This window comes from Sphingomonas sp., assembly GCF_036677245.1.
Taxonomy (GTDB): domain Bacteria; phylum Pseudomonadota; class Alphaproteobacteria; order Sphingomonadales; family Sphingomonadaceae; genus Allosphingosinicella.
This window is the reverse complement of sequence record NZ_JAKFCG010000082.1, coordinates 1-18,624: the sequence shown is the minus strand read 5'-3', so window position 1 is coordinate 18,624 and position 18,624 is coordinate 1. Positions and strand designations below refer to the sequence as shown.

The window sequence follows — 18,624 nt, the reverse complement described above, 5'->3', positions numbered from 1 at the left end:
CCGACTCACGGCAGCATGCTGAGGAAGTGCGAGGCACGGCCTCCGAACGGAGGCGTATCCACTCTCCTTGCTCCCGCCAGCCTTTGCTTAAGCCGCAAGCAGCTCGTCTGCCGGGCCGAAGAATTCATAATGGATGCGATCGGCCGGTAGCCCGGACATCGACAGGGCTGTGATGAGATTGCGCAGCATCGGGCGCGGCCCGCAGACAAAGTAATCCGCATCGTCGATCGGCGTCTCTCCACGTATCCAGGCCTCGTCGATCAGTCCGGCGCGATCGAAGTCGCGGCCGGGAACATCGTCACTGCGCGGTTGCTGGTAGAAAGTGGTGACCCGGACATTCGATCGCCCCTCTGCCAGCGCGCGGACATGATGGCCCATGGCATGGGTCGAGCCGTCGAGCGTGCCATGCGCATAGTGCACCGGAACGCCTGGGTGCTTCGCGACGATCGTCTCCAGCATCGCCAGCATCGGCGTCAGGCCGACACCTCCGGAAAGGAGCACCACCGGGCGCTCAGGGTGGTCGGCGAGGAAGAATTCGCCCGCCGGCGGCGCGACCTTGAGCAGTGTGCCGGCAGCTCCATGGTCGTGCAGCCAATTCGAGGCCAGGCCGTGCGGCTCGCGTTTGACCGAGATGCGGTAGTTCTCGCCGTTCGGCGCATTCGAGATGCTGTAGTTGCGCTTGAGAGGGGCATGGCCGGGTATCTCCAGCCAGAAGGTGAGATACTGGCCCGGCTTGTGGCGGACCACTGGGCGCCCGTCGGTCGGTCGCAGCAAGAACGAGGTGATGGTTGCGCTCTCGGGCCTGACGTCCTCGATCGCAAAGCTGCGCCAGCCGTTCCAGCCGCCCTCTGCGGCCGCCAGATCGCGATAGATGTGATCCTCGCGCGCGATCAGGATGTTGGCCAGGAACCAATAGGCTTCGCCCCACGCGGCGAGAATTTCGTCGGTTGCAGCGTCGCCGAGCACCTGCTTGATCGCGCCGAGCAGCGCTTCTGCCACGTAAGGATAATGTTCGGGCAAGATCTGGAGGCCGACATGTTTCTGCGCGATGCGCTCGACCGCAGGAGCGAGCGCGCCCAGATTGTCGATGTTGCTGGCATAGGCGAGGATTGCGGCGGTGAGTGCGCGCGGCTGCGAGCCGGCATCGCCATGATGCGACTGATTGAACAGGTCGCGGATCATCGGGTTCTGGAACATGTGGTCATACATAACGCGCACGATCTCCAGCCCATGCGCTTCGAGCGCAGGCACCGTGGCTTTTACGAGCGCGACCGTGCGGTCGCTGAGAGGCTGCGACATAATTTCTCCTTCCGGGGTCAGGGATTACGGTGGTGCGAGTGGCTAGCCGCTGGGCGGCTCGTCGTAGAAATCAACCTGCATTTGCATCGGGCCGAGCGGTTCGACGAAGTGCGGCTGCTCGGGCAAGACCAAACCAGGATCATCCGGGGTGATAATCGCCTCCGAAGCCGGATCGATGTAGACGAGCCTCACTCTGCCTTTGATCACGCGGATCACACCCCAGACTCCGGCCTTGGTGCGATGCTCGCTTCGCAACGCTGCGGGCAAAGTCGTCTCGTCAAACAACGGCGTCGTGCGATAAGGGATTGGCATCTCAGGCGGCCTTATGATCGCGCACGGGCGGCAGTTTGAAGAACAGGGCGATCTGAAGGCTCTCGGCGATGCGCGCAGCCTTTGCCTGGAGCGCAGCGGCCGCCGCGGGCGGCATCAGCTCGGCGGTCGTTTCTTCCCACAGTGCCAGCCAGCGCTCGAAAAGAGCAGGGGAGAGGCGCGGACGTTGCTGGAAATGCGCGGCGAGGGGATTGCCCTTGTAGCGTCCGGTGCGGAGCATCACCGATGACCAGAAATCGGTGAGCTTTTCCAGATGCTCGGGCCAATCGGCGACGGCATCGCCAAAGATCGGGCCCAGCTCGGAATCCTGCCGGACTTGCGCGTAAAAACGATCGACAAGCCGTCTCAGCCCTTGCTCGTCGATATTTTCCAAGCCGTCCACGACTCGTGCTCCAATCATGTAGTGGCGGTACATCTATCGTCGGATTTGAAAGATGCAACGAAAATACATATAGAGGTGCCGGCCTCGATGACGGGCCTGATCGGGGAGGCTTTGTGCGTCTGACGCGCTACACGGACTATGCGATGCGGGTGCTGCTATATGTCGGTGCGCGTCCCGATCGGTTATGCTCGATCGCCGAGATCTCGCGTGCCTACGGCATTTCGCAAAACCATCTGATGAAGGTCGTCCACGATCTCGGCAAGGCGGGTTATATCGCGAGCGCGCGCGGCCGGTTTGGCGGGATAAGGCTGGGTCGCCCACCCGAGGAGATCAGGGTCGGTGACGTCGTCAGGCACACCGAGGAAGGGTTCGACCTCGCGGATTGCGGCGGCTGCATCATCGCACCGGCCTGCGGCCTGACGGGTGCGCTTCGCGAAGCGCTCGCGGCCTTCATGGCCGTGCTCGACAGCTATACGCTCGCCGATCTCCTGACCCGGCGTGGCGACCTGCTGGGCCTGCTGATGGCTGCTCAATCGCACCCGCCGCCGGTGGTTGATCCGCTGGAATTGGTTTCCGCTGACGGGGACGAAGCGACGGTCGAGCCGAAAGATTGAGCGTCATCCATCGGCACACCGATCGTGTCGGCTTGAATCGCCGCCGTATCCTTCAGGGGGGCGGCCTGTAATTCGGATCTCGCAGTGTGAGCATGTAGGCGACAAGATCGTCCACTTCCCGCGACCCGAGAGTAAACTCCATTTCTCGCGGATAATTGTGGGCGTCCCCTAGCCAAAAAGTAAGAGTCTGCGCTGTCAGGCCGGCTTGGTTGGCAACAGCCGCGAATGTGGGAGCGTCCGGGTTGGGCGATGCGCCGTAGCGTTCGATTGCATGGCATCCGCTGCACGAGGCCTGCGCGAACGCATGACCTGGAGAAGCTGTGGCCACCACGCTCCCTCCGGCTGGGGGGAGCTGCTGACACGCTGTCAATCCGAATGTCAGGAAGAGCAGGTGCCAGGCCTTCAACGTCTTCTCCCGGAGTGCCTCCATAACGCTACGCGCGAAGCGGGCCGTGTCGCAAGGTGGCCGCCAATTTCACGGTCCAGCCGTTGGATCTTGCGCCCAGAACTTTGGCTTCTCAGGCAATGCAATAAGGGCAAGGGTGGCGCGAACGCACTCAGGGAATCTCCTTATCGCAGCCCCGCACCGTGCCGCTATCCTATGGTCGTGGCAACGGGAGTTGTGCAGTGCGCCAGAAGAGCAAGTTGAGCGAGCTGGATCTGCTTCAAATGCAGGGTCGAAGGAACACGCGGGTTCTGGCGAGCCTGCTTTTCCTCGCGCTGCTTTCCTGCGTGCTGATCAATCAATAGCGCGAGCCCCGATTTCACGCTCAATCCCGGCGAGAATAGTTTAGGGATCGCTTGTGGATAGCGCCGCCGAATACCGATCCAAGCTGGTCTCGGCAGAAGCAGCGGTCGATTCCATCGCGACCGCTTCGCACGTGGCAATGGGGATGGCGGTCGCGGAGCCTCCTGCGCTTCTCGCCGCGTTGACGCGGCGGGTCGAGGCAGGGAATTTGGCGGAGCTCAATCTCTGGTACTTCCATTCGCTCGAGCATGCCGGTCGGACCATCCTGCGTTACGACCTGCTCGACCGCGTGATCCCGCACTGCATGTTCCTCACGGCGGTGGAGCGCGAGCTTATCCGGCGCGGCGACGAGGACGGTCGCAATCCGATCGACTTCGTGCCGGTCGCGTTCAGCGAGTCGTCCCGCTTGCTTTCGGAGAGAGTCCCGCTCGACGCATTCATCACCACCGTCTCGCCGATGGACCGGCACGGCTGGTTCACGTTCGGCACCAGCAACGACTATGGGACAACCACCGCCCGCAGCGCCAGAAGGCTGATCGTCGAAGTCAACGCGAACATGCCGCGGGTCTTCGGTGACTCGCTCCTGCACATCTCCGAAGTCGATGCAATCGTCGAGGACAACGCGCTGCTCCCCGAAATAAGATGCCCAGACAGCACAACCGAGGATGAGACCATCGCGCGAACCATCGCGGGCATGATCGACAATGGCTCGTGCCTGCAGATGGGCATCGGGACATTGCCGAATGCGGTTTGCGCGATGCTGGAGCATCACCGCGATCTCGGGATCCACACCGAGCTGATGACGCCGGGCCTGGCTCGACTGGTCGAATGCGGCGCCGTCACCAACCGGCGAAAGGCGACCTATCCGGGCCGCAGCGTCTTCACCTTCGCGATGGGCGACAGACCATTCTACGACTTTCTCAACGACAATCCGTCGTTCCACAGCGCTCCGGTCCAGATCGTCAACGATCCAAGTCACATCTCCAAGAACGACAACGTCGTCTCGATCAATGCCACGTTGCAGGTGGACCTCGGCGGCGCGTGCAATTCCGAGCATCTGATGGGACGGCAATATAGCGGCTCGGGCGGGCAGCTGGATTTCGTTCGCGGCGCCAGCGCTTCAAGGGGCGGCAAGTCGATCATCGCCTGCCATTCGACGGCGAAGGGCGGAACGCTGTCGCGGATCGTCCCGATGCTGGAAGGGCCCGTGACCACTCCCCGCAACGACACTCAGATCGTGGTGACCGAATATGGCTGGGTGGATCTCAAGGGCAAGTCGCTGCGCGAGCGAGCGCTTGCGCTGATCGGCATCGCCCACCCGCGCTTCCGCGACGGATTGGGCAGCTCGCTCCGCTGATACGGAACTTCCCTTATGGTCCGCAGCTTCGCCGTCGCTAATCTTCACCAGAAATCTCAAGGGACTGATGGGGATGGACATGATCACGAAGCGGCGCGGGCGTTCGGACCAGCGCGTGACGGTCGGACTTGCGATGATGGCCGCGATTCTTTCGTTCATCGCGGCGCAGGAGGTTGCCGGCGGCTCAACCGCCGCAGCTGCGCAGCAAAGTCCGGTTGAGCGCTGACCGTCCCGGTACGGACACCATGCGTGCAATGCAGTTGGACGCCGTCCGGCAGCCGCTCAGCTTGGTCGAAAGGCCGACGCCGCAACCCGGCCCGGGAGAAATGCTGATCAAGGTAGCGGCCTGCGGCGTTTGCCGTACCGATCTACACATCGTCGACGGAGATATTCACGGCACCGTGCCGATCGTGCCGGGGCACGAAGTCATCGGCCACGTGCTCGCGCTCGGGCAAGATGTCACCGCGTTCAAGATCGGCGACAGGGTGGGAGTTCCTTGGCTCGGCCAAACCTGCGGCGTCTGCCCCTATTGCCGGAGCGGCCGGGAAAATCTGTGCGATCGGCCGCAGTTTACGGGCTTCGATCGGGATGGCGGCTTTGCGACCCACTGCGTCGCAAATGCCGCTTATTGCTTCGCGCTCCCCGCCGCCTTCAGCGATGTCGAGGCCGCACCATTGCTCTGCGCGGGCCTGATTGGCTACCGCTCGCTGAAGATCGCGGGGGAGGCGTTTCGCATCGGGCTTTACGGCTTCGGTGCCGCCGCTCACATTCTCGCGCAGGTTGCGGTCTGGCAACAACGGCGCGTCTTCGCCTTCACCCGGCCAGGGGACACGGCCGCACAGGATTTCGCGCGTTCCCTCGGCTGCATTTGGGCAGGCGGATCGGACCAAAGTTCGCCGGAAGCGCTCGACGCGGCGATCATCTTTGCACCGGTCGGCGCGCTCGTGCCGGCCGCGCTCAAGAACGTCCGCAAGGGGGCCAGGGTGGTTTGCGCCGGTATCCACATGAGCGACATACCGTCTTTTCCGTACGTCGATCTGTGGGGAGAGCGCTCGATCCTGTCGGTCGCGAACCTGACCCGCGAAGATGGCGCGGAATTCCTCGCGCTTGCTGCGAAGGTGCCGATCCGCACCACCACGACCAGCTTTGCGCTTGCCGAGGCGAACCACGCCTTGCGGCTGCTCCGCAACGGAGAGCTGGAAGGCGCGGCAGTGCTCGTTCCTGACACGAGCGGCGCAGCATGATAACCAACATTCTCTCCAAACGGCGAAGGCTGCGACATGAAGCAAATCCCGATCGCCACCAGACCGGCAGCTGCTAGCCGATGACCTTTCCGACCCTCGCGATCCATGGTGCTGCTCAAACCGTTACGGGATCCTGTTTCGAAATGGCCGCCGGCCGCCATCATGTGCTGGTCGACTGCGGATTGTTCCAGGGATCGCGCACCCTCGAGGCGCTCAACCACGAGCCTTTTGCTTTCGACCCTTCCGCACTCGATGCGGTGGTGCTGACCCATGCTCACCTCGATCATAGCGGACTATTGCCGCGGCTCGTCTCCGAAGGTTTCCGCGGGCCGATCTGGTGCACGGCCGCGACGCGGGACCTCTTGGGCGAGATGCTGCCGGATGCGGCCAGGATCCAGGAATCGGAGGCAGACCGGCGAAACCGCCGAGGCGATCGCGCGGACGAACCGCCGGTAGAGCCGCTTTACACATCCGCCGACGCGGAACGTGCGCTGGAACTGCTGTTGCCGGTCAAGATCGAGGAAGAGTTTGAAGCCGCGCCCGGCTTCGCCGCCAGATTATGGAATGCCGGCCATATCCTCGGTTCGGCCTCGGTCGAGCTCCGTGCCGGCGGAGTCCGAACGCTGTTTTCCGGAGATCTTGGACCCAGCCAGAAATCATTCCATCTCGATCCCACGGGCCCGCGAGGAATGGATCATGTGTTGTGCGAGAGCACGTACGGCGATCGCGACCGTACGGCGCTGACGATCGAGCAGCGCCGCTCGCTGCTCGAGACCGAGGTGAAGCAGGCCCTCGCGCTTGGCGGCAATCTGGTCATTCCGGTCTTTGCGCTCGAACGGACGCAGGAACTGCTGCTCGATTTTGCGCAGCTGCTCAATAGCGGCAGGCTTGCCGGTACACGTGTCTTTATCGATTCCCCGCTCGCCAGCCGCGCCACCGAGGTCTTTCGGCGCCACAAGCGTGAGCTTGAAGATATGGGCAGCGGCGAAGTCTTCGATCATCCCGCCTTTCACTATGTCGAGAGCGTCGAAGCTTCGATGGGCATCAACCGATTGTCGGGCGCGGTGATCCTCTCGGCCTCCGGGATGTGCGAAGCGGGCCGGATACGCCATCATCTGCGCTTCAATCTCCCTCGTCAGGATTCGACGATCTTGTTCGTCGGATTTCAGGCCCAGGGAACTCTCGGCCGAACGATCCTCGACGGCGCCGGCCGCGTGCGGATCTCCGGCCGCGACGTTGCCGTGCGCGCGCGCATCCGCCGTATCGACAGCTATTCGGCACACGCGGACCGAAGCGAGTTGCTGGAATGGGTCGAGGCGCGCGAGCCGATCCTGGGAAGCTTGTTCCTGACCCACGGGGAAACCGACGCGATCGACACGCTCAGGCAGGGGCTCGAGCACCGGATTGCTTCGATCCTGGTGCCCGAGATCGGGGAACATTACGAGCTTCCGCCCGGCGAGCCGGCGCGCCGGATTGCAACCGGTCGCGTCGACCTTCGACCAGCGTTACGCCGCGATTGGCAGAACGACTACGCCGACTTCGCCGTCAACTTGAAGCGCAAGCTCGAACGCATCGAGAGTGGCGAAAGGCGCGCCGAAGCGGTGCGTCTGATGCGCCGGGTGCTCGATGATTATGCCGCGCATAAGGATCGCAAGCATCAGTCGTCGTGATCGTCCTCAGTGCGCGAGCAGAAGCGGAATCCTGCTGCCGAAGATCAAGTCCTGCGTGACTCCGCCCAGCAGGAATTCGCGCAAGCGGGAATGGCCGTAAGCCCCCATGACGATCAGACCAGCGTCGAGCTCGAGTGCATATTCCGTAATCGCTTCGCTGACACTGCCGTCGATCGGCCGCCGCTGGGCGATCTCGACATGCACATCGTGTCTCGACAGATATTTGGCGGCAAGATCGCGTGGATAGGGCGCCATTTTGTGCTCCACTTCGAGCAAATGCACGGCAGCCGAAAGCCGAAGGATCGGGAGCGCCGCACGCATCGCAACGGCAGCTTCCGGAGACCCATTCCAGGCAATCACGATCGGGGCTTCCAGCCTCAGCCTTTCGTCTGACTCAGGGACTGCAAGCACCGGCGCACGCGCGCCGGTCGCGACGGCTGCCGCAATCGTACGAGGTTCGTCATTTTCGAACGAGTGGCGCGCGAGGGTCACGACAACGACGTCGAACATGATCGAGTGACGAACCAGAGCCCTCGCCATGGTGTCGTCGATGTGAACCCAATCCCACTCCACGCCGTCCGCTTTGAGGCGACCCTCGACCTTGGCTTGCAGCGCGATGCGCCGCGCTTTCATCTTCTCCGAAAATTCTTCGGGAAGCCGGGCCGCCACCCACGGATCGACCTTCAGATACTCCTCCAGGGGCGTCGCGTGGAGGCAGGTGATGTGGCCCCGGACCGCTCGGGCGAGGTCAAGAGCGGCCTGCAGCCGGCTTTCAAGGCCGGTATCGTCGAAAATGTGAAGAAGGATCGATTGCAACGGACCGGCTCCTGCGGATGAACAACTCTCCTGCTCCGGCTACGTACGATGCGAAACGAGCGGCATCCGTAATGTTCCTGATTTGGAAGCTGCTGGCAAGCGTGCAGAACTTTGACGCAGAGCGCTTTGCTCGCACCGTTCGAGAGGGAGCCGGACCATGAAATCCGATCACGAATTGCAGCGCGACGTCCTGGACGAACTCGCGTTCGAACCAAGCGTCGACCATTCTCACATCGGCGTCACCGCGCATGATGGTGTGATCACGCTCACCGGCTTCGTCGGCAGCTACGCCGGCAAGCTCGCGGCCGAGCGGGCCGCCCGCCGGGTGAAGGGCGTCAAAGCGATCGCGCAGGACCTTGAAGTGCGCTTCGCAAACCATCCGAAAACGTCGGATGACGAAATAGCCGAGCGTGTGCTCAGCCTTTTCCGCTGGGACACTTTGGTGCCCGAAGGTCTCTCGGTGCGCGTCGAACATGGCTGGGTGACGCTTACTGGAACCGCGGAATGGCAATATCAGAAGGACGAGGCCGAAAAGACCGCGGCTCGCATCACGGGGGTCAAAGGGGTGAGCAACTGGATAACGCTGAAACCGAAAGTCTCGGCGCAGGACGTGCAGGAGAGGATTGTCGCGGCACTGAACCGCGCGCGCGACCTCGATGCGAGCACGATAAGGGTGGAGCTGGATGGCGACGTCGTCCGCCTCGGCGGCAAGGTTCACGGGTGGAACGAGCGCCGGATTGCCGAGCGGGCCGCCTGGTCGGCCCCCGGTGTCACGAAGGTCGTCGACAACATGATCCTCGCTTAAGCGGCCGTGAAGAACTTTCCCTGGCGGTCGAGCCGATGCTCGGGGAATGAGCGGGTTCGGCCATGAGCACTTTCACACCTGAAGCAGCGACCGTTGCTGGCGCCACTGCTGCCGCGTCGAACCTCGATGATCTCCTGGGACTGGCGCTTGCACTGGGGATCGGATTGCTGATCGGGATCGAGCGCGGCTGGCGAACCCGCGACGATGCGCCAGGCGAACGTGTCGCGGGCGTTCGCACGTTCACGTTGATCGGCCTGATCGGCGGCCTTATCGGCCTCGAACTGAGCGGGCACGTCCAGGCGCTGGGCCTGATCTTGGCTTTGGGAACGGTCGCGGCAATCGCCATTGGCTATCATGCGGACATGCGCAAGCATGGCAACGTCAGCGCAACCTCGGCAATCGCGGCGGTACTGACACTGGGTCTGGGCACGATGGCGGGGAGCGGGAGCATGGCTGTCGCGGCCCTGGGCGCGGGAGCGACCGTCATCCTGCTCGCGTCGCGCGAGGCGCTTCACCGGGCGCTCGCTTATACGAGCGAAGCAGACATTCGGGCGATGATGCGGCTCGTCCTGGTCGTGTTCATCATCTTGCCGTTGTTGCCGGACATTCCGCTTGGCCCCTACGGCCTCAATCCACGCCGCCTTTGGACGGTGGTCGTGATCACGGGCTCGATATCCTTTGTCGGCTATGTGCTGATCAGGATCTTCGGCGGGCGCCGTGGGGTCATGCTGACCGCGCTCGTCGGCGCACTCGTCTCCTCTACGGCGGTCACGCTCGAGTGCGCGCGGCGGCTCAGGGCCGGGGAAGCGGTTGCGGCGAACCAGGCGGCGATCGCGGCGGCATCGACAATCATGATGATCAGGGCGGTGGCCTTGGTCGCCGCGCTCGTCCCGCACATTTTCACACGCTTCGTTGAATTATTGCTGCTCGCTTTGATCGTCTCGATCGCCGCCTCGGCGCTGCTCTTTCTCCGCAGCAATCGCGATGATGAGCCCACCGCGCTGGTGGTGAAGCCGCCGGACCTGAAATTGGCGCTGCTGTTCGGTGCCTTGGTCGCGCTGATGGCCACTGCCGCCGGCTGGGCCGAGCAGCAGGCGGCAGGCAGCGGCGCCGCCGTGGTGATTCTCGGCGGCCTTTTCGATGTCGATTCGGCGATCGCCGCGCTGGGTGTGCTCCCGGAGGGGACGTTGCCGACCGAGCTTGCCGCCTTGGCCGTGGCGGCCCCCGTGGTGTTCAACACTTTGCTGAAGCTGGTGCTGGCTTTGGTCATCGCCGGTCCGAGCAGGGCATGGCCGGCCGCCCTGGCCCTCGGATTACCGGCTGCGGCGATCATCGTCTCGGGCATCATCGCTGTCGCCTGAGATCGAGCAAACGATCAGGCTCTATTCAAGGTCTAGTGAGCAAGCAGCAGCGGCAGCTTGATCCGCGTAAGCAGATCGCGTGTCGCCCCGCCCAGGATCGCTTCACGGATCCGGGTGTGGCCATAGGCTCCCGCAACCAGATATTGCGCATTCAGGGCCGAAGCTGCTTCGAGAAGGACGTCCGCAACCGAATGTCCCGCGCGCGGCAATTCGCGAGATTTTGCCGTGATCCCATGCCGGGCGAGGTAGGCCGTCGCGTCGCCGCCTGATAGGTCGGAGTGATCGCCGGAGACCGAGATGATGTGGACCGACGATGCCTTGCGCAGCATCGGCAGCGACGAACGGAGCGCGTGCGCGCTTTCCGATGAACCGTTCCAGGCAACCACCGCAGGGCCCGCCAACTCCAACCTTGGGTGCCGCTCAGGCACGGCGAGAACCGGCGTTCTTGCATGCAGCGCCACGTCCGCTGTCAGTGCCAGGAAATGGACGGCATCTTGGCGGTTCGGCAGGCTGAGTATAACCAGGTCCGCGAGCCTTGCGCACTGCACGATCATGTTCGCCGGCTGGCCCTCGTAATGCTGCCAGTCCCAGTCGACCTCTGCGCTTTTGAGCCGCGCCTCCACCGCTGTGCGGTGGGCTTGCTCCTTCTCCCGCAGCTGTTCGACGACGGTTGCAAGCGCGTACATGCCGCCGAACGGCTCGGCCATGATGAATGCATCGAAGGGCGTGACCTGGAGGCAGCTGAGATGCGCAGCGAATCCTGAGGCCGCCTGGACCGCGATTGACAGCCTCTCCTCAAAGCCACTGTCGTCATTCGCGTAGAGCAGGATGGACTTCATCTCGGCTTCCTCCGGAACTGGTTTCCGGTCGACAGTTTTCGCCTCTGCTCCGTCTTTGTATCTACGCAGTTTCCCCGATCTTCGAGCATAAAGCGAAAAGGTGGGCACCGGCTTTTCGCAAGCAGCAATGCCGCATCAAAAGCTTATAGACCAGGCTGCGACTAATCGCAGCCTGGTCTACGGCGCTTTGAACGGGTCCGGTGGCTCGCGATCGACCAGGGCCGCCACCACCGGTCCGTCGCGGCCGTATAGGTCAGGAAAGCTCGACATCTCACCGTCTGCGCCCGACGCGGCTGTGAAATAGCCGATGTAGATCGGAACCGGCTGGTTGAGCGGAATGTCGGTCGTGGAGCGCGAGACGACGATGCGATCGATCGCAGCCTTGTCCCAGCGGGGATCGGCCAGCAGCGTATGTGCAAAGTCGAGCGCGTGGTGCGTGCGGATGCAGCCATGGCTGAACGCACGGATTTCCTCTTCGAACAATTGCTTGGTGGGAGTGTCGTGGAGGTAGACGGTAAAGGGGTTGGGCATCACCAGCTTGATTTCGCCGAGTGCGTTGTCCGGCCCGGGCCGCTGGCGAATGCCGGCTTTCGAAACGATGTAACCGCGTGCTCGAGCCACCTCTGGGCGGCTTCGTACCAGCTTGCCGATACTCTCGGCGACGATGCTCGAAGGCACGTACCACGAGGGATTGAGCTGCACCGCCTGGACAATGGCCTTGAACTGCGGCGTTGGTGTCGCGGGTTTCCCGACGATGATCTTGTGCCGCGCCACCTCGCGTCCGTCTTCGACGAGCGTCAGTTCGAACGCGGGAACGTTGACGAGGATGAAGCGGCGGCCGAGGTCACGCGGCATCCATCGCCATCGCTCCAGATTGGCTCTCAGACGCTGGACGGCCGCTCTATCCCTCGGCGGTGTCGCCGCCAACGCCGTCTTCAGTCGCTCATATTCCCGATGTCGGGGTAGCAATGCCAATAGCGTCGATTTGATCTGGTGGTTCGAAAGCGCCGCAACGAGCAACGCTTGTTTCGTCTCGCCACCAATGGTCGGTCCCTGCAGGTGCCAGCCGATTCTGTCGCGCTCGCGTACGTGGCCCTCGCCGAGGTCGCTCGCGAGATGCATGAAGATCGCGGTGGCGGTCGAGTTGAGGGTGGCGACGTTGCCAGAGGCTAAGGCCGATCGAAGTTGCGCCGGATCGTAATCGGCCGGATCAAGTCCTTCCTCCTTGATGCCTTCGACCAGGCTCAGCAGCGCTGCGGCATCACTCGTCGACCATTGAATGGTCTGCGCCCCGAGCGGCAGTGAACCTGTCGACCACAGCAGCGTGAATATGAGCAGATAACGCAACATTTTTGGACCTCGCCGCCCGCCCCCAGAGTGATGGCGAGGAGGAGTAAGGGCGTGTGTCGGCGCGCCCTATCCGTAACATTGCTTATTTGATCACAACGCTTTGCTGCGCATATCGCGGCGATGAACTGGAAAAGCATCCGTCTCGAGCTGGCTCGCACCCAGGAATTCCCGAAGGGATCGGCGAGCCGGGCTTATCTCGTCCGGCTGCCCGTCAACGACAATGGCATCATTGACGAGGATGCGCTGCGCGCCGCGCCCCAATTGGCGACTGTGCGGCGCTTTTGGCCGAGCGAGCCAGACATGTCCGGCTACGTCATCCGCACGCAAAAAGGCTGGGCTCTCTCATACCGGAAGGGAGAAGAGGACGACGAGACGATCTTCCATCTCGAAACGCATCGCATCCTTCCGGGCGAATATATCACGTTGCGTGAGCCGGACGGGAAGCAGTTGCCGTATCGCATCACCAGCCTGAATTCGTTTCGATGCGGTTCGATTGAACCGGATCGATCTCCGATGCGATCTGGCTGAAGTCACGCCAGGCGTTCCGGGGCGGCCGGTATTTCGTTCTTGTCGCTCTCTCCCATTCCAGCCGCAAAGGCGATGCGCAACGCCGCTGACAGGCTGGCGACGCCGAGCTTGTCCATCAAATTGGCCCGGTGGATTTCAACCGTTCGTGGGCTGATGCCAAGATCAAAGCCGATGGTCTTGTTCGGCAACCCGCGCGCGAGCCCGTGCAGGACGTCCCGTTCGCGCGGTGTCAGGGCTTCGAGCAGAACCTGCGCTTCGGCGGCACGCGCCGAAACCCGGCCTGACTGGTCGATACGCGTGAAGCCCTCATCGATCGCATGGAGCAGGGTCGCTTTCTCAAATGGTTTCTCGATGAAATCGACCGCTCCGGCCTTCATCGCCTGCACGGCGACGCCGACGTCGCCGTGCCCGGTCATGACGATCACCGGGTAGGTGATGCCGCGACCGCGAAGCTCCTGCTGCACCTCCAAGCCGTCCATCCCTGGCATGCGAACGTCGAGCAGGACGCAGCCGGCGGCGAGCTCTTTCACCTCCTTCAAGAATTCGGTTCCGGACGCATAGGCACGAACCGTGAAACCCGAGGTCCGCAGCATGAAGCCCGCCGAGCGGCGGATCGCGTCGTCGTCGTCCACCAGATAGACCCGCCGTTCCCCCTCAGCCATTGCCGTCCCTCCCCGCATCGATCAAAGTGAAATGAAAAGCGGTGCCGCCGAACCGAGATGGCTCCGTCCAGATCCGTCCTTCGTGTGCCCGCACGATCGTGTGGCAGATGGAGAGACCGAGGCCCATTCCCGCGGCCTTGGTGCTGACGAATGGCTGGAAGAGCTTTGCGGCCACTTCCGGCGCCAAACCCGGACCGCTGTCGGCAATCGTCACGCGAAGCCAGCCGTCACCTTGGCGAAGGGAGCTGATCTCGAGCTGGCGCGCGCCGCTCTCCTCCATCGCTTCGATCGCGTTGCGCATCAAATTGAGGAGAACTTGCTGGATTTGTATCCGATCGACCAGGACAAGGGTTGCGGTCGGATCGAGCTTGAGATCCACATCCACGCCTTGCTCCTTGCTGCCGATCAGGGCCAGCGCGCTGGCTTCTCCAACCAGCCGATCGAGGTTTTCGACGCGTCGCTCCGTCTCTCCCCGGGAAATGAAGTCACGGAGACGTCGCACGATCTGCCCGGCGCGCACCGATTGCTGGGCGCATTCGTCGAGCGCCTCCCGCACCAGCGCCAGCGTTTCGGCATCGGGATTGTCGAGCAGATCCCGAGCCGTCTCGGCATAATTTGCAATGGCGGTCAGCGGCTGGTTCAGCTCGTGGGCGATCGAGGTCGCCAATGTGCCCATCGACGTGATCCGCGATACGTGCGCCAGCTCCGATTGTAGCTCGTGCAGCTTTTGCTCGGTCTCCTGGCGTTCGGTCAGATCCTGAATGAAGCCGGTAAAGACGCGATCCTCGCCTATGCGAGCCTCGCCGATATGCAGGTTGATCGGGAAGGTCGCGCCATTGCGGCGGCGGGCCGTGGTCACCCGTCCGATGCCGATGATCCGCCGCTCGCCGGTGTCGAAATAGCGCCGCAGATATCCGTCGTGCCGTTCCCGATCGGGCGACGGCATCAGCGTGCTCACGTTCTCGCCCAGCAGATCCGCTTCAGAATAGCCGAACATGCGCTCGGCGGCGGCACTGAACGAGAGGATGCGGCCATCCTCGCCGATGACGATCATCGCATCCGGAACGGTCTCGAGGATCGAGCGAATATGGGCTTCGCGCGCAAAGACTTGGGCGGTTCCGCTCAGCTTCTTCTCCGGGTCTGTTGCATGATCTAATTTCACACGTCGAACTGAGCAGGACAATATCCAACCGATATAGGGAAAGCTACTTATTCCCCCGCCGCCGTCGCGTTCGTTATCCTCGGCGAGTTACTGATGACCCGCATCACCATCATCGACGGACATCCCGATCCAGCAGGTGCGCGGTTCGTGCATGCGCTTGCGGACGCCTATGCCGAGGGCGCATCGGCCAGCCACGAAACCCGACCCATCAACCTGGCCGAGCTGGATTTTCCCCTGTTGCGAACGTCTGAGGATTGGCGGCACGGTACGCCGCCGCCCGCGATCGCCGACGCGCAGGGCGACATTTTGTGGGCGGAGCACCTCGTCTTTCTCTACCCGCTCTGGCTCGGGGATGTCCCGGCCCTGCTCAAGGCATTCCTGGAGCAGGTCGTGCGTCCGGGCTTTGCGATCGGTCCAGCCGAAAAAGGGTTTCCCCAGAAGCTGCTCAAGGGCCGGTCGGCTCGCGTGATCGTCACAATGGGAATGCCCGGATTGTTTTACAGCCTTTTCTATCGAGGCCACGGCGTGAAGAGCCTTGAGCGGAACGTGCTGCGTTTCGTCGGAATCGCGCCGGTCCACCACACGATCATCGGCAGCGTGGAGAAGAGCCAAAGGCATCGCTCGGCCTGGCTTCGGCGCGTCCGCCGTCTCGGTAGCCGTGCAGCCTAAAACCACTGAACGATTATGTAATATCCCTGATGTCGCGACCACCGCTGCTTTCCTAATCCGATGGCAAAGCAACGGAGGCTGAAATGAAAAACGTTCTGCTGCTCGTCCACGACGACGATGGTCAGGAGGCAAGGTTGCAGGTGGCGCTCGATATCACGCGCGCCGTTGACGGGCATCTGCAATGCCTCGACGTCATGCATCTTCCAGTGACCGCCAGCGATCCGATCTCCGGAATTGTCGGTGGCTTGATGTTCGAGGAGGAGCGGGCAAGAGAAACGCACAATCGGGTGCGGCTCTGCAAGCGCCTGGCCCGGGAGGATGTCCGCTGGGACATGGAGGCAATCACCGGGGACCTCACCCTATGCATCCCCGCTCATGCCACATTGGCCGATATCATCATTCTCAGCCGGCAGCTCGAGCCGCCCACATCGCCGAATATGGCCGGGGTCGCATCCAGAGTTGCACTTCATTGCCACAAACCGATCGTCGCAGTGCCGCAGGAGTGCACCGGCTTCGATGCCTCGGGAACGGCCATCGTCGCCTGGGATGGCTCGATGCCGGCGACCGCCGCGCTTACGGCTTCGGTCCCGCTGCTCAAGCTCGCAAGGCGGGTGGTCTTGCTTCAAGTCGAAGACGGAACCGGCGGAGAGCCGATCGAAGAGGCCGCAGCCTATCTGTCGCGCCACGGAATTCGGGCAATCATGCGCAAGGTGACCACCGAGCGAGCGGACGTCGCCAAATCGCTCCAGAGAGTCTGTTCCAATGAGCGGGCGAGCTATTGCGTGATGGGCATCTATGGCCACTCGCCGGTGCGCGAGGCGCTGCTCGGCGGTGTGACGCGTCAGATGCTGGCTTCGGCCCCGCTTCCCCTGATCATGTCCCATTGAGCCGAGCCGGGCGGAGAGAAACGCATGCCGAGCATGATGAAAGCCGCAATCTTCGTGGAGCCGGGCCGGATCGTTCTCGACGACAAGGTGGTCCCGGACATCGGGCCGCTCGACGCGCTCGTGCGCATAACGACGACGACGATCTGCGGGACGGACATACACATATTGAAAGGCGAATATCCCGTAGCTGCGGGGCTGACGATCGGACACGAGCCGGTCGGAATAATCGAGAAGTTGGGATCTGCGGTCACCGGCTATGAGGAAGGCCAACGAGTCATTGCCGGCGCAATCACACCGTCCGGTCATTCCAATGCGACCTTATCGGGGTGCGGATCCCAGTGCGGGGCAGGAACGCGCCACGGCTGGAAACCGCTAGGTGGCTGGCGCTTCGGAAATACGATCGATGGCGCGCAGGCCGAATATCTGCTCGTGCCCGACGCGATGACCAACCTTGCCCCGATACCCGATGGGCTCACGGACGAGCAGGTGCTGATGTGTCCCGACATCCTGTCGACCGGCTTCGGCGGCGCTGAAGCGGGGCGCATCCGGATTGGCGACACTGTGGCAGTCTTCGCCCAGGGCCCGATCGGGCTTTGCGCCACCGCGGGCGCGCGCCTGATGGGCGCATCGACGATCATCGGCGTCGAGGCGATTGCAGCGCGGGCCGTTATCTCGCGCGCGATGGGTGCCGATCATGTCGTCGATTTCAGCAAGGAAGATCCTGTTGCGGAAATCATGCGGATCACCGACGGCCGCGGCGTCGATGTCGCGATCGAGGCACTCGGCCGCCAGGAGACGTTCGAGGCTGCGTTACGCGTGCTGCGGCCGGGCGGGACTCTCTCCTCGTTGGGTGTCTATTCCCAGGATCTCCGCATTCCCGTGGCGGCGTTCGCTGCCGGTCTTGGCGACCACAGGATCGTCACCACGCTTTGTCCTGGCGGGAAGGAGCGGATGCGCAGGCTGATGGAGGTCGTAGCGAGCCGGCGGGTCGATACCGGCGCGTTGGTGACCCATCGCTTCCCCCTGGACGACATCGAAGCCGCTTATGATCTGTTCGCGCATCAGCGCGACGGTGTCCTCAAGGTGGCGATCACACCCTGACAGGAATTGCCTTTGCTTTGGCCGGACAACCATGGTGTGAACACCGTGGCGTTGGTTCATGTCTCATGGGTTGTTGATTGGCCCTTCTGCCCGTCGGGCGGCATGCGCGTGGTTCAGCGGTGGCGGGATGCGCCCCACTGACCTACCAAGTTTGGCCGAAGCGGTGCGCCAGGCAGCGCGCGTTCTGAGGGGAGGGGAAAGGAAAAATCATTGGCGATAGTGGCAACGCCCGCGTCTGTTGCGTGGCATGCGGAGTCTCCCGACCGCTGTCTCGCCTTGGCGAGGACGACCCCGGATGGGCTGAGCTCCGCTGAGGCGGAAGCAAGGCTGCGCCAATCTGGCCGAAACGCGCTTCCACGGCCGGCGACGATATCCGTTTTCGCGCTTTTCCTGCGTCAGTTCAGGAGTCCGCTCATCTATCTGCTGCTGATCGCCGCGGTGGTCTCGTTTGCGGTCAAAGAGCAGCTCAATGCGTTCTTCATCATGGCCGTGTTGCTGATCAATGCTTTGGTCGGCGCTTTTCAGGAGCGGCGGGCGGAAACCAGCATGGCGGAGCTCCAGAAGCTCATCCGCCAGGTCGCGCGCGCCCGGCGCGATGGGCATTTGGTCGAGCTCGATGCGGCCGATCTGGTCCTTGGAGATGTCATATCGCTGGAATCGGGCATGAGCGTGCCCGCAGATGCAAGACTCCTGTCGTCGAGCGGACTTTCGGCGGATGAATCGAGCCTGACGGGGGAATCGATGCCCGCCGGCAAGGATGCCGGGCAGCTGGTCGACAGCAGCGCCGGCCTCGCCGACCG

General features: G+C 62.9%; 21 protein-coding genes. 12 read left to right on the top strand and 9 right to left on the bottom strand.

Going from position 1 to position 18,624, the window contains the following annotated elements; all coding sequences use genetic code 11:
- Positions 1–87: 87 nt before the first annotated feature.
- The 3 genes from hmpA to V6M48_RS09495 are packed head-to-tail and all read right to left on the bottom strand — an operon-like array spanning position 88 to position 2,044.
- Complete coding sequence (hmpA, locus tag V6M48_RS09505; protein WP_332812298.1) at positions 88–1,299, bottom strand: NO-inducible flavohemoprotein; 1,212 nt, start codon at positions 1,297–1,299, stop codon at positions 88–90.
- Between the two features lie 42 nt (positions 1,300–1,341).
- Positions 1,342–1,611, bottom strand: coding sequence for a DUF1971 domain-containing protein (locus V6M48_RS09500; protein WP_332812297.1), 270 nt, complete (start codon positions 1,609–1,611; stop codon positions 1,342–1,344).
- 1 nt (position 1,612) lies between these two features.
- Positions 1,613–2,044 (bottom strand): group III truncated hemoglobin, encoded by a 432-nt coding sequence (locus tag V6M48_RS09495; RefSeq protein WP_443019074.1) that lies wholly within the window; start codon positions 2,042–2,044, stop codon positions 1,613–1,615.
- Positions 2,045–2,124: 80 nt separating this feature from the next.
- On the opposite strand from V6M48_RS09495, the gene V6M48_RS09490 reads away from it, so the two are divergent.
- Positions 2,125–2,625, top strand: coding sequence for an Rrf2 family transcriptional regulator (locus V6M48_RS09490; protein WP_332812295.1), 501 nt, complete (start codon positions 2,125–2,127; stop codon positions 2,623–2,625).
- Positions 2,626–2,677: 52 nt separating this feature from the next.
- Here the strand turns inward: V6M48_RS09490 and V6M48_RS12885 are convergent, their stop codons facing one another.
- Entirely contained in the window at positions 2,678–3,055 is a 378-nt protein-coding gene (locus tag V6M48_RS12885; protein ID WP_443019073.1) for a c-type cytochrome, read from the bottom strand.
- A gap of 373 nt (positions 3,056–3,428) precedes the next feature.
- Here V6M48_RS12885 and V6M48_RS09485 point away from each other — a divergent pair, with 373 nt between their 5' ends.
- From V6M48_RS09485 to V6M48_RS09470, 4 genes are all read left to right on the top strand, one after another.
- A complete protein-coding gene (locus V6M48_RS09485; RefSeq protein ID WP_332812294.1) occupies positions 3,429–4,730 on the top strand; it encodes an acetyl-CoA hydrolase/transferase family protein in 1,302 nt (433 codons plus the stop codon).
- Positions 4,731–4,803: 73 nt separating this feature from the next.
- Entirely contained in the window at positions 4,804–4,956 is a 153-nt protein-coding gene (locus V6M48_RS09480) for a hypothetical protein (protein WP_332812293.1), read from the top strand.
- The gene (locus V6M48_RS09475; RefSeq protein ID WP_443019072.1) at positions 4,946–5,974 is read left to right on the top strand and encodes a zinc-dependent alcohol dehydrogenase family protein; all 1,029 of its coding nucleotides are present in this window, start codon (positions 4,946–4,948) and stop codon (positions 5,972–5,974) included. Before V6M48_RS09480 ends, V6M48_RS09475 begins: the two co-directional genes overlap by 11 nt.
- An 80-nt stretch (positions 5,975–6,054) precedes the next feature.
- A complete protein-coding gene (locus V6M48_RS09470; protein ID WP_332812292.1) occupies positions 6,055–7,644 on the top strand; it encodes an MBL fold metallo-hydrolase in 1,590 nt (529 codons plus the stop codon).
- Positions 7,645–7,650: 6 nt separating this feature from the next.
- On the opposite strand, the gene V6M48_RS09465 is transcribed toward V6M48_RS09470, so the two are convergent.
- On the bottom strand, positions 7,651–8,460 hold the full coding sequence (locus tag V6M48_RS09465) for a universal stress protein (RefSeq protein ID WP_332812291.1): 810 nt from the start codon (positions 8,458–8,460) through the stop codon (positions 7,651–7,653).
- 175 nt (positions 8,461–8,635) lie between these two features.
- Between V6M48_RS09465 and V6M48_RS09460 the strand changes: the two genes are divergently transcribed.
- Both V6M48_RS09460 and V6M48_RS09455 read left to right on the top strand, forming a co-directional pair.
- Positions 8,636–9,265 carry a BON domain-containing protein gene (locus V6M48_RS09460; protein WP_332812290.1) on the top strand — a complete coding sequence of 210 codons (630 nt, stop codon included), beginning with the start codon at positions 8,636–8,638 and terminating at the stop codon, positions 9,263–9,265.
- A 62-nt stretch (positions 9,266–9,327) separates the two neighbouring features.
- The gene (locus V6M48_RS09455; RefSeq protein ID WP_332812289.1) at positions 9,328–10,626 is read left to right on the top strand and encodes an MgtC/SapB family protein; all 1,299 of its coding nucleotides are present in this window, start codon (positions 9,328–9,330) and stop codon (positions 10,624–10,626) included.
- Between the two features lie 32 nt (positions 10,627–10,658).
- Here V6M48_RS09455 and V6M48_RS09450 read toward each other — a convergent pair whose 3' ends face one another.
- Both V6M48_RS09450 and V6M48_RS09445 read right to left on the bottom strand, forming a co-directional pair.
- A complete protein-coding gene (locus tag V6M48_RS09450) occupies positions 10,659–11,465 on the bottom strand; it encodes a universal stress protein (protein ID WP_332812288.1) in 807 nt (268 codons plus the stop codon).
- Positions 11,466–11,642: 177 nt separating this feature from the next.
- Positions 11,643–12,815 carry a L,D-transpeptidase family protein gene (locus V6M48_RS09445; protein ID WP_332812287.1) on the bottom strand — a complete coding sequence of 391 codons (1,173 nt, stop codon included), beginning with the start codon at positions 12,813–12,815 and terminating at the stop codon, positions 11,643–11,645.
- Between the two features lie 120 nt (positions 12,816–12,935).
- Between V6M48_RS09445 and V6M48_RS09440 the strand changes: the two genes are divergently transcribed.
- The gene (locus tag V6M48_RS09440; protein WP_332812286.1) at positions 12,936–13,343 is read left to right on the top strand and encodes a hypothetical protein; all 408 of its coding nucleotides are present in this window, start codon (positions 12,936–12,938) and stop codon (positions 13,341–13,343) included.
- Positions 13,344–13,345: 2 nt separating this feature from the next.
- Here the strand turns inward: V6M48_RS09440 and V6M48_RS09435 are convergent, their stop codons facing one another.
- Together V6M48_RS09435 and V6M48_RS09430 are read right to left on the bottom strand one after the other, a co-directional pair.
- A complete protein-coding gene (locus V6M48_RS09435; RefSeq protein WP_332812285.1) occupies positions 13,346–14,005 on the bottom strand; it encodes a response regulator transcription factor in 660 nt (219 codons plus the stop codon).
- A complete protein-coding gene (locus V6M48_RS09430; protein WP_332812284.1) occupies positions 13,998–15,188 on the bottom strand; it encodes a sensor histidine kinase in 1,191 nt (396 codons plus the stop codon). The genes V6M48_RS09435 and V6M48_RS09430 overlap by 8 nt, the downstream gene beginning before the upstream one ends.
- Before the next feature lie 72 nt (positions 15,189–15,260).
- On the opposite strand from V6M48_RS09430, the gene V6M48_RS09425 reads away from it, so the two are divergent.
- The 4 genes from V6M48_RS09425 to V6M48_RS09410 form a co-directional block, all read left to right on the top strand.
- Positions 15,261–15,836 carry an NAD(P)H-dependent oxidoreductase gene (locus tag V6M48_RS09425; RefSeq protein ID WP_332812283.1) on the top strand — a complete coding sequence of 192 codons (576 nt, stop codon included), beginning with the start codon at positions 15,261–15,263 and terminating at the stop codon, positions 15,834–15,836.
- A gap of 140 nt (positions 15,837–15,976) precedes the next feature.
- The gene (locus V6M48_RS09420; protein WP_332812393.1) at positions 15,977–16,723 is read left to right on the top strand and encodes a universal stress protein; all 747 of its coding nucleotides are present in this window, start codon (positions 15,977–15,979) and stop codon (positions 16,721–16,723) included.
- A gap of 24 nt (positions 16,724–16,747) precedes the next feature.
- Complete coding sequence (locus V6M48_RS09415; protein WP_332812282.1) at positions 16,748–17,824, top strand: NAD(P)-dependent alcohol dehydrogenase; 1,077 nt, start codon at positions 16,748–16,750, stop codon at positions 17,822–17,824.
- A gap of 276 nt (positions 17,825–18,100) precedes the next feature.
- The coding region (locus tag V6M48_RS09410) for a P-type ATPase (protein WP_332812281.1) at positions 18,101–18,624 on the top strand (524 nt) is incomplete at its 3' end.

Excerpts from the sequence above, each read along its gene's own strand:
- hmpA (WP_332812298.1), bottom strand. The coding sequence starts at position 1,299 with ATGTCGCAGCCTCTCAGCGACCGCACGGTCGCGCTCGTAAAAGCCACG.
- V6M48_RS09500 (WP_332812297.1), bottom strand. The coding sequence starts at position 1,611 with ATGCCAATCCCTTATCGCACGACGCCGTTGTTTGACGAGACGACTTTG.
- V6M48_RS09495 (WP_443019074.1), bottom strand. The coding sequence starts at position 2,044 with ATGTACCGCCACTACATGATTGGAGCACGAGTCGTGGACGGCTTGGAA.
- V6M48_RS12885 (WP_443019073.1), bottom strand. The coding sequence starts at position 3,055 with ATGGAGGCACTCCGGGAGAAGACGTTGAAGGCCTGGCACCTGCTCTTC.
- V6M48_RS09480 (WP_332812293.1), top strand. The coding sequence starts at position 4,804 with ATGGACATGATCACGAAGCGGCGCGGGCGTTCGGACCAGCGCGTGACG.
- V6M48_RS09470 (WP_332812292.1), top strand. The coding sequence starts at position 6,055 with ATGACCTTTCCGACCCTCGCGATCCATGGTGCTGCTCAAACCGTTACG.
- V6M48_RS09455 (WP_332812289.1), top strand. The coding sequence starts at position 9,328 with ATGAGCACTTTCACACCTGAAGCAGCGACCGTTGCTGGCGCCACTGCT.
- V6M48_RS09450 (WP_332812288.1), bottom strand. The coding sequence starts at position 11,465 with ATGAAGTCCATCCTGCTCTACGCGAATGACGACAGTGGCTTTGAGGAG.
- V6M48_RS09445 (WP_332812287.1), bottom strand. The coding sequence starts at position 12,815 with ATGTTGCGTTATCTGCTCATATTCACGCTGCTGTGGTCGACAGGTTCA.
- V6M48_RS09440 (WP_332812286.1), top strand. The coding sequence starts at position 12,936 with ATGAACTGGAAAAGCATCCGTCTCGAGCTGGCTCGCACCCAGGAATTC.
- V6M48_RS09435 (WP_332812285.1), bottom strand. The coding sequence starts at position 14,005 with ATGGCTGAGGGGGAACGGCGGGTCTATCTGGTGGACGACGACGACGCG.
- V6M48_RS09425 (WP_332812283.1), top strand. The coding sequence starts at position 15,261 with ATGACCCGCATCACCATCATCGACGGACATCCCGATCCAGCAGGTGCG.
- V6M48_RS09415 (WP_332812282.1), top strand. The coding sequence starts at position 16,748 with ATGCCGAGCATGATGAAAGCCGCAATCTTCGTGGAGCCGGGCCGGATC.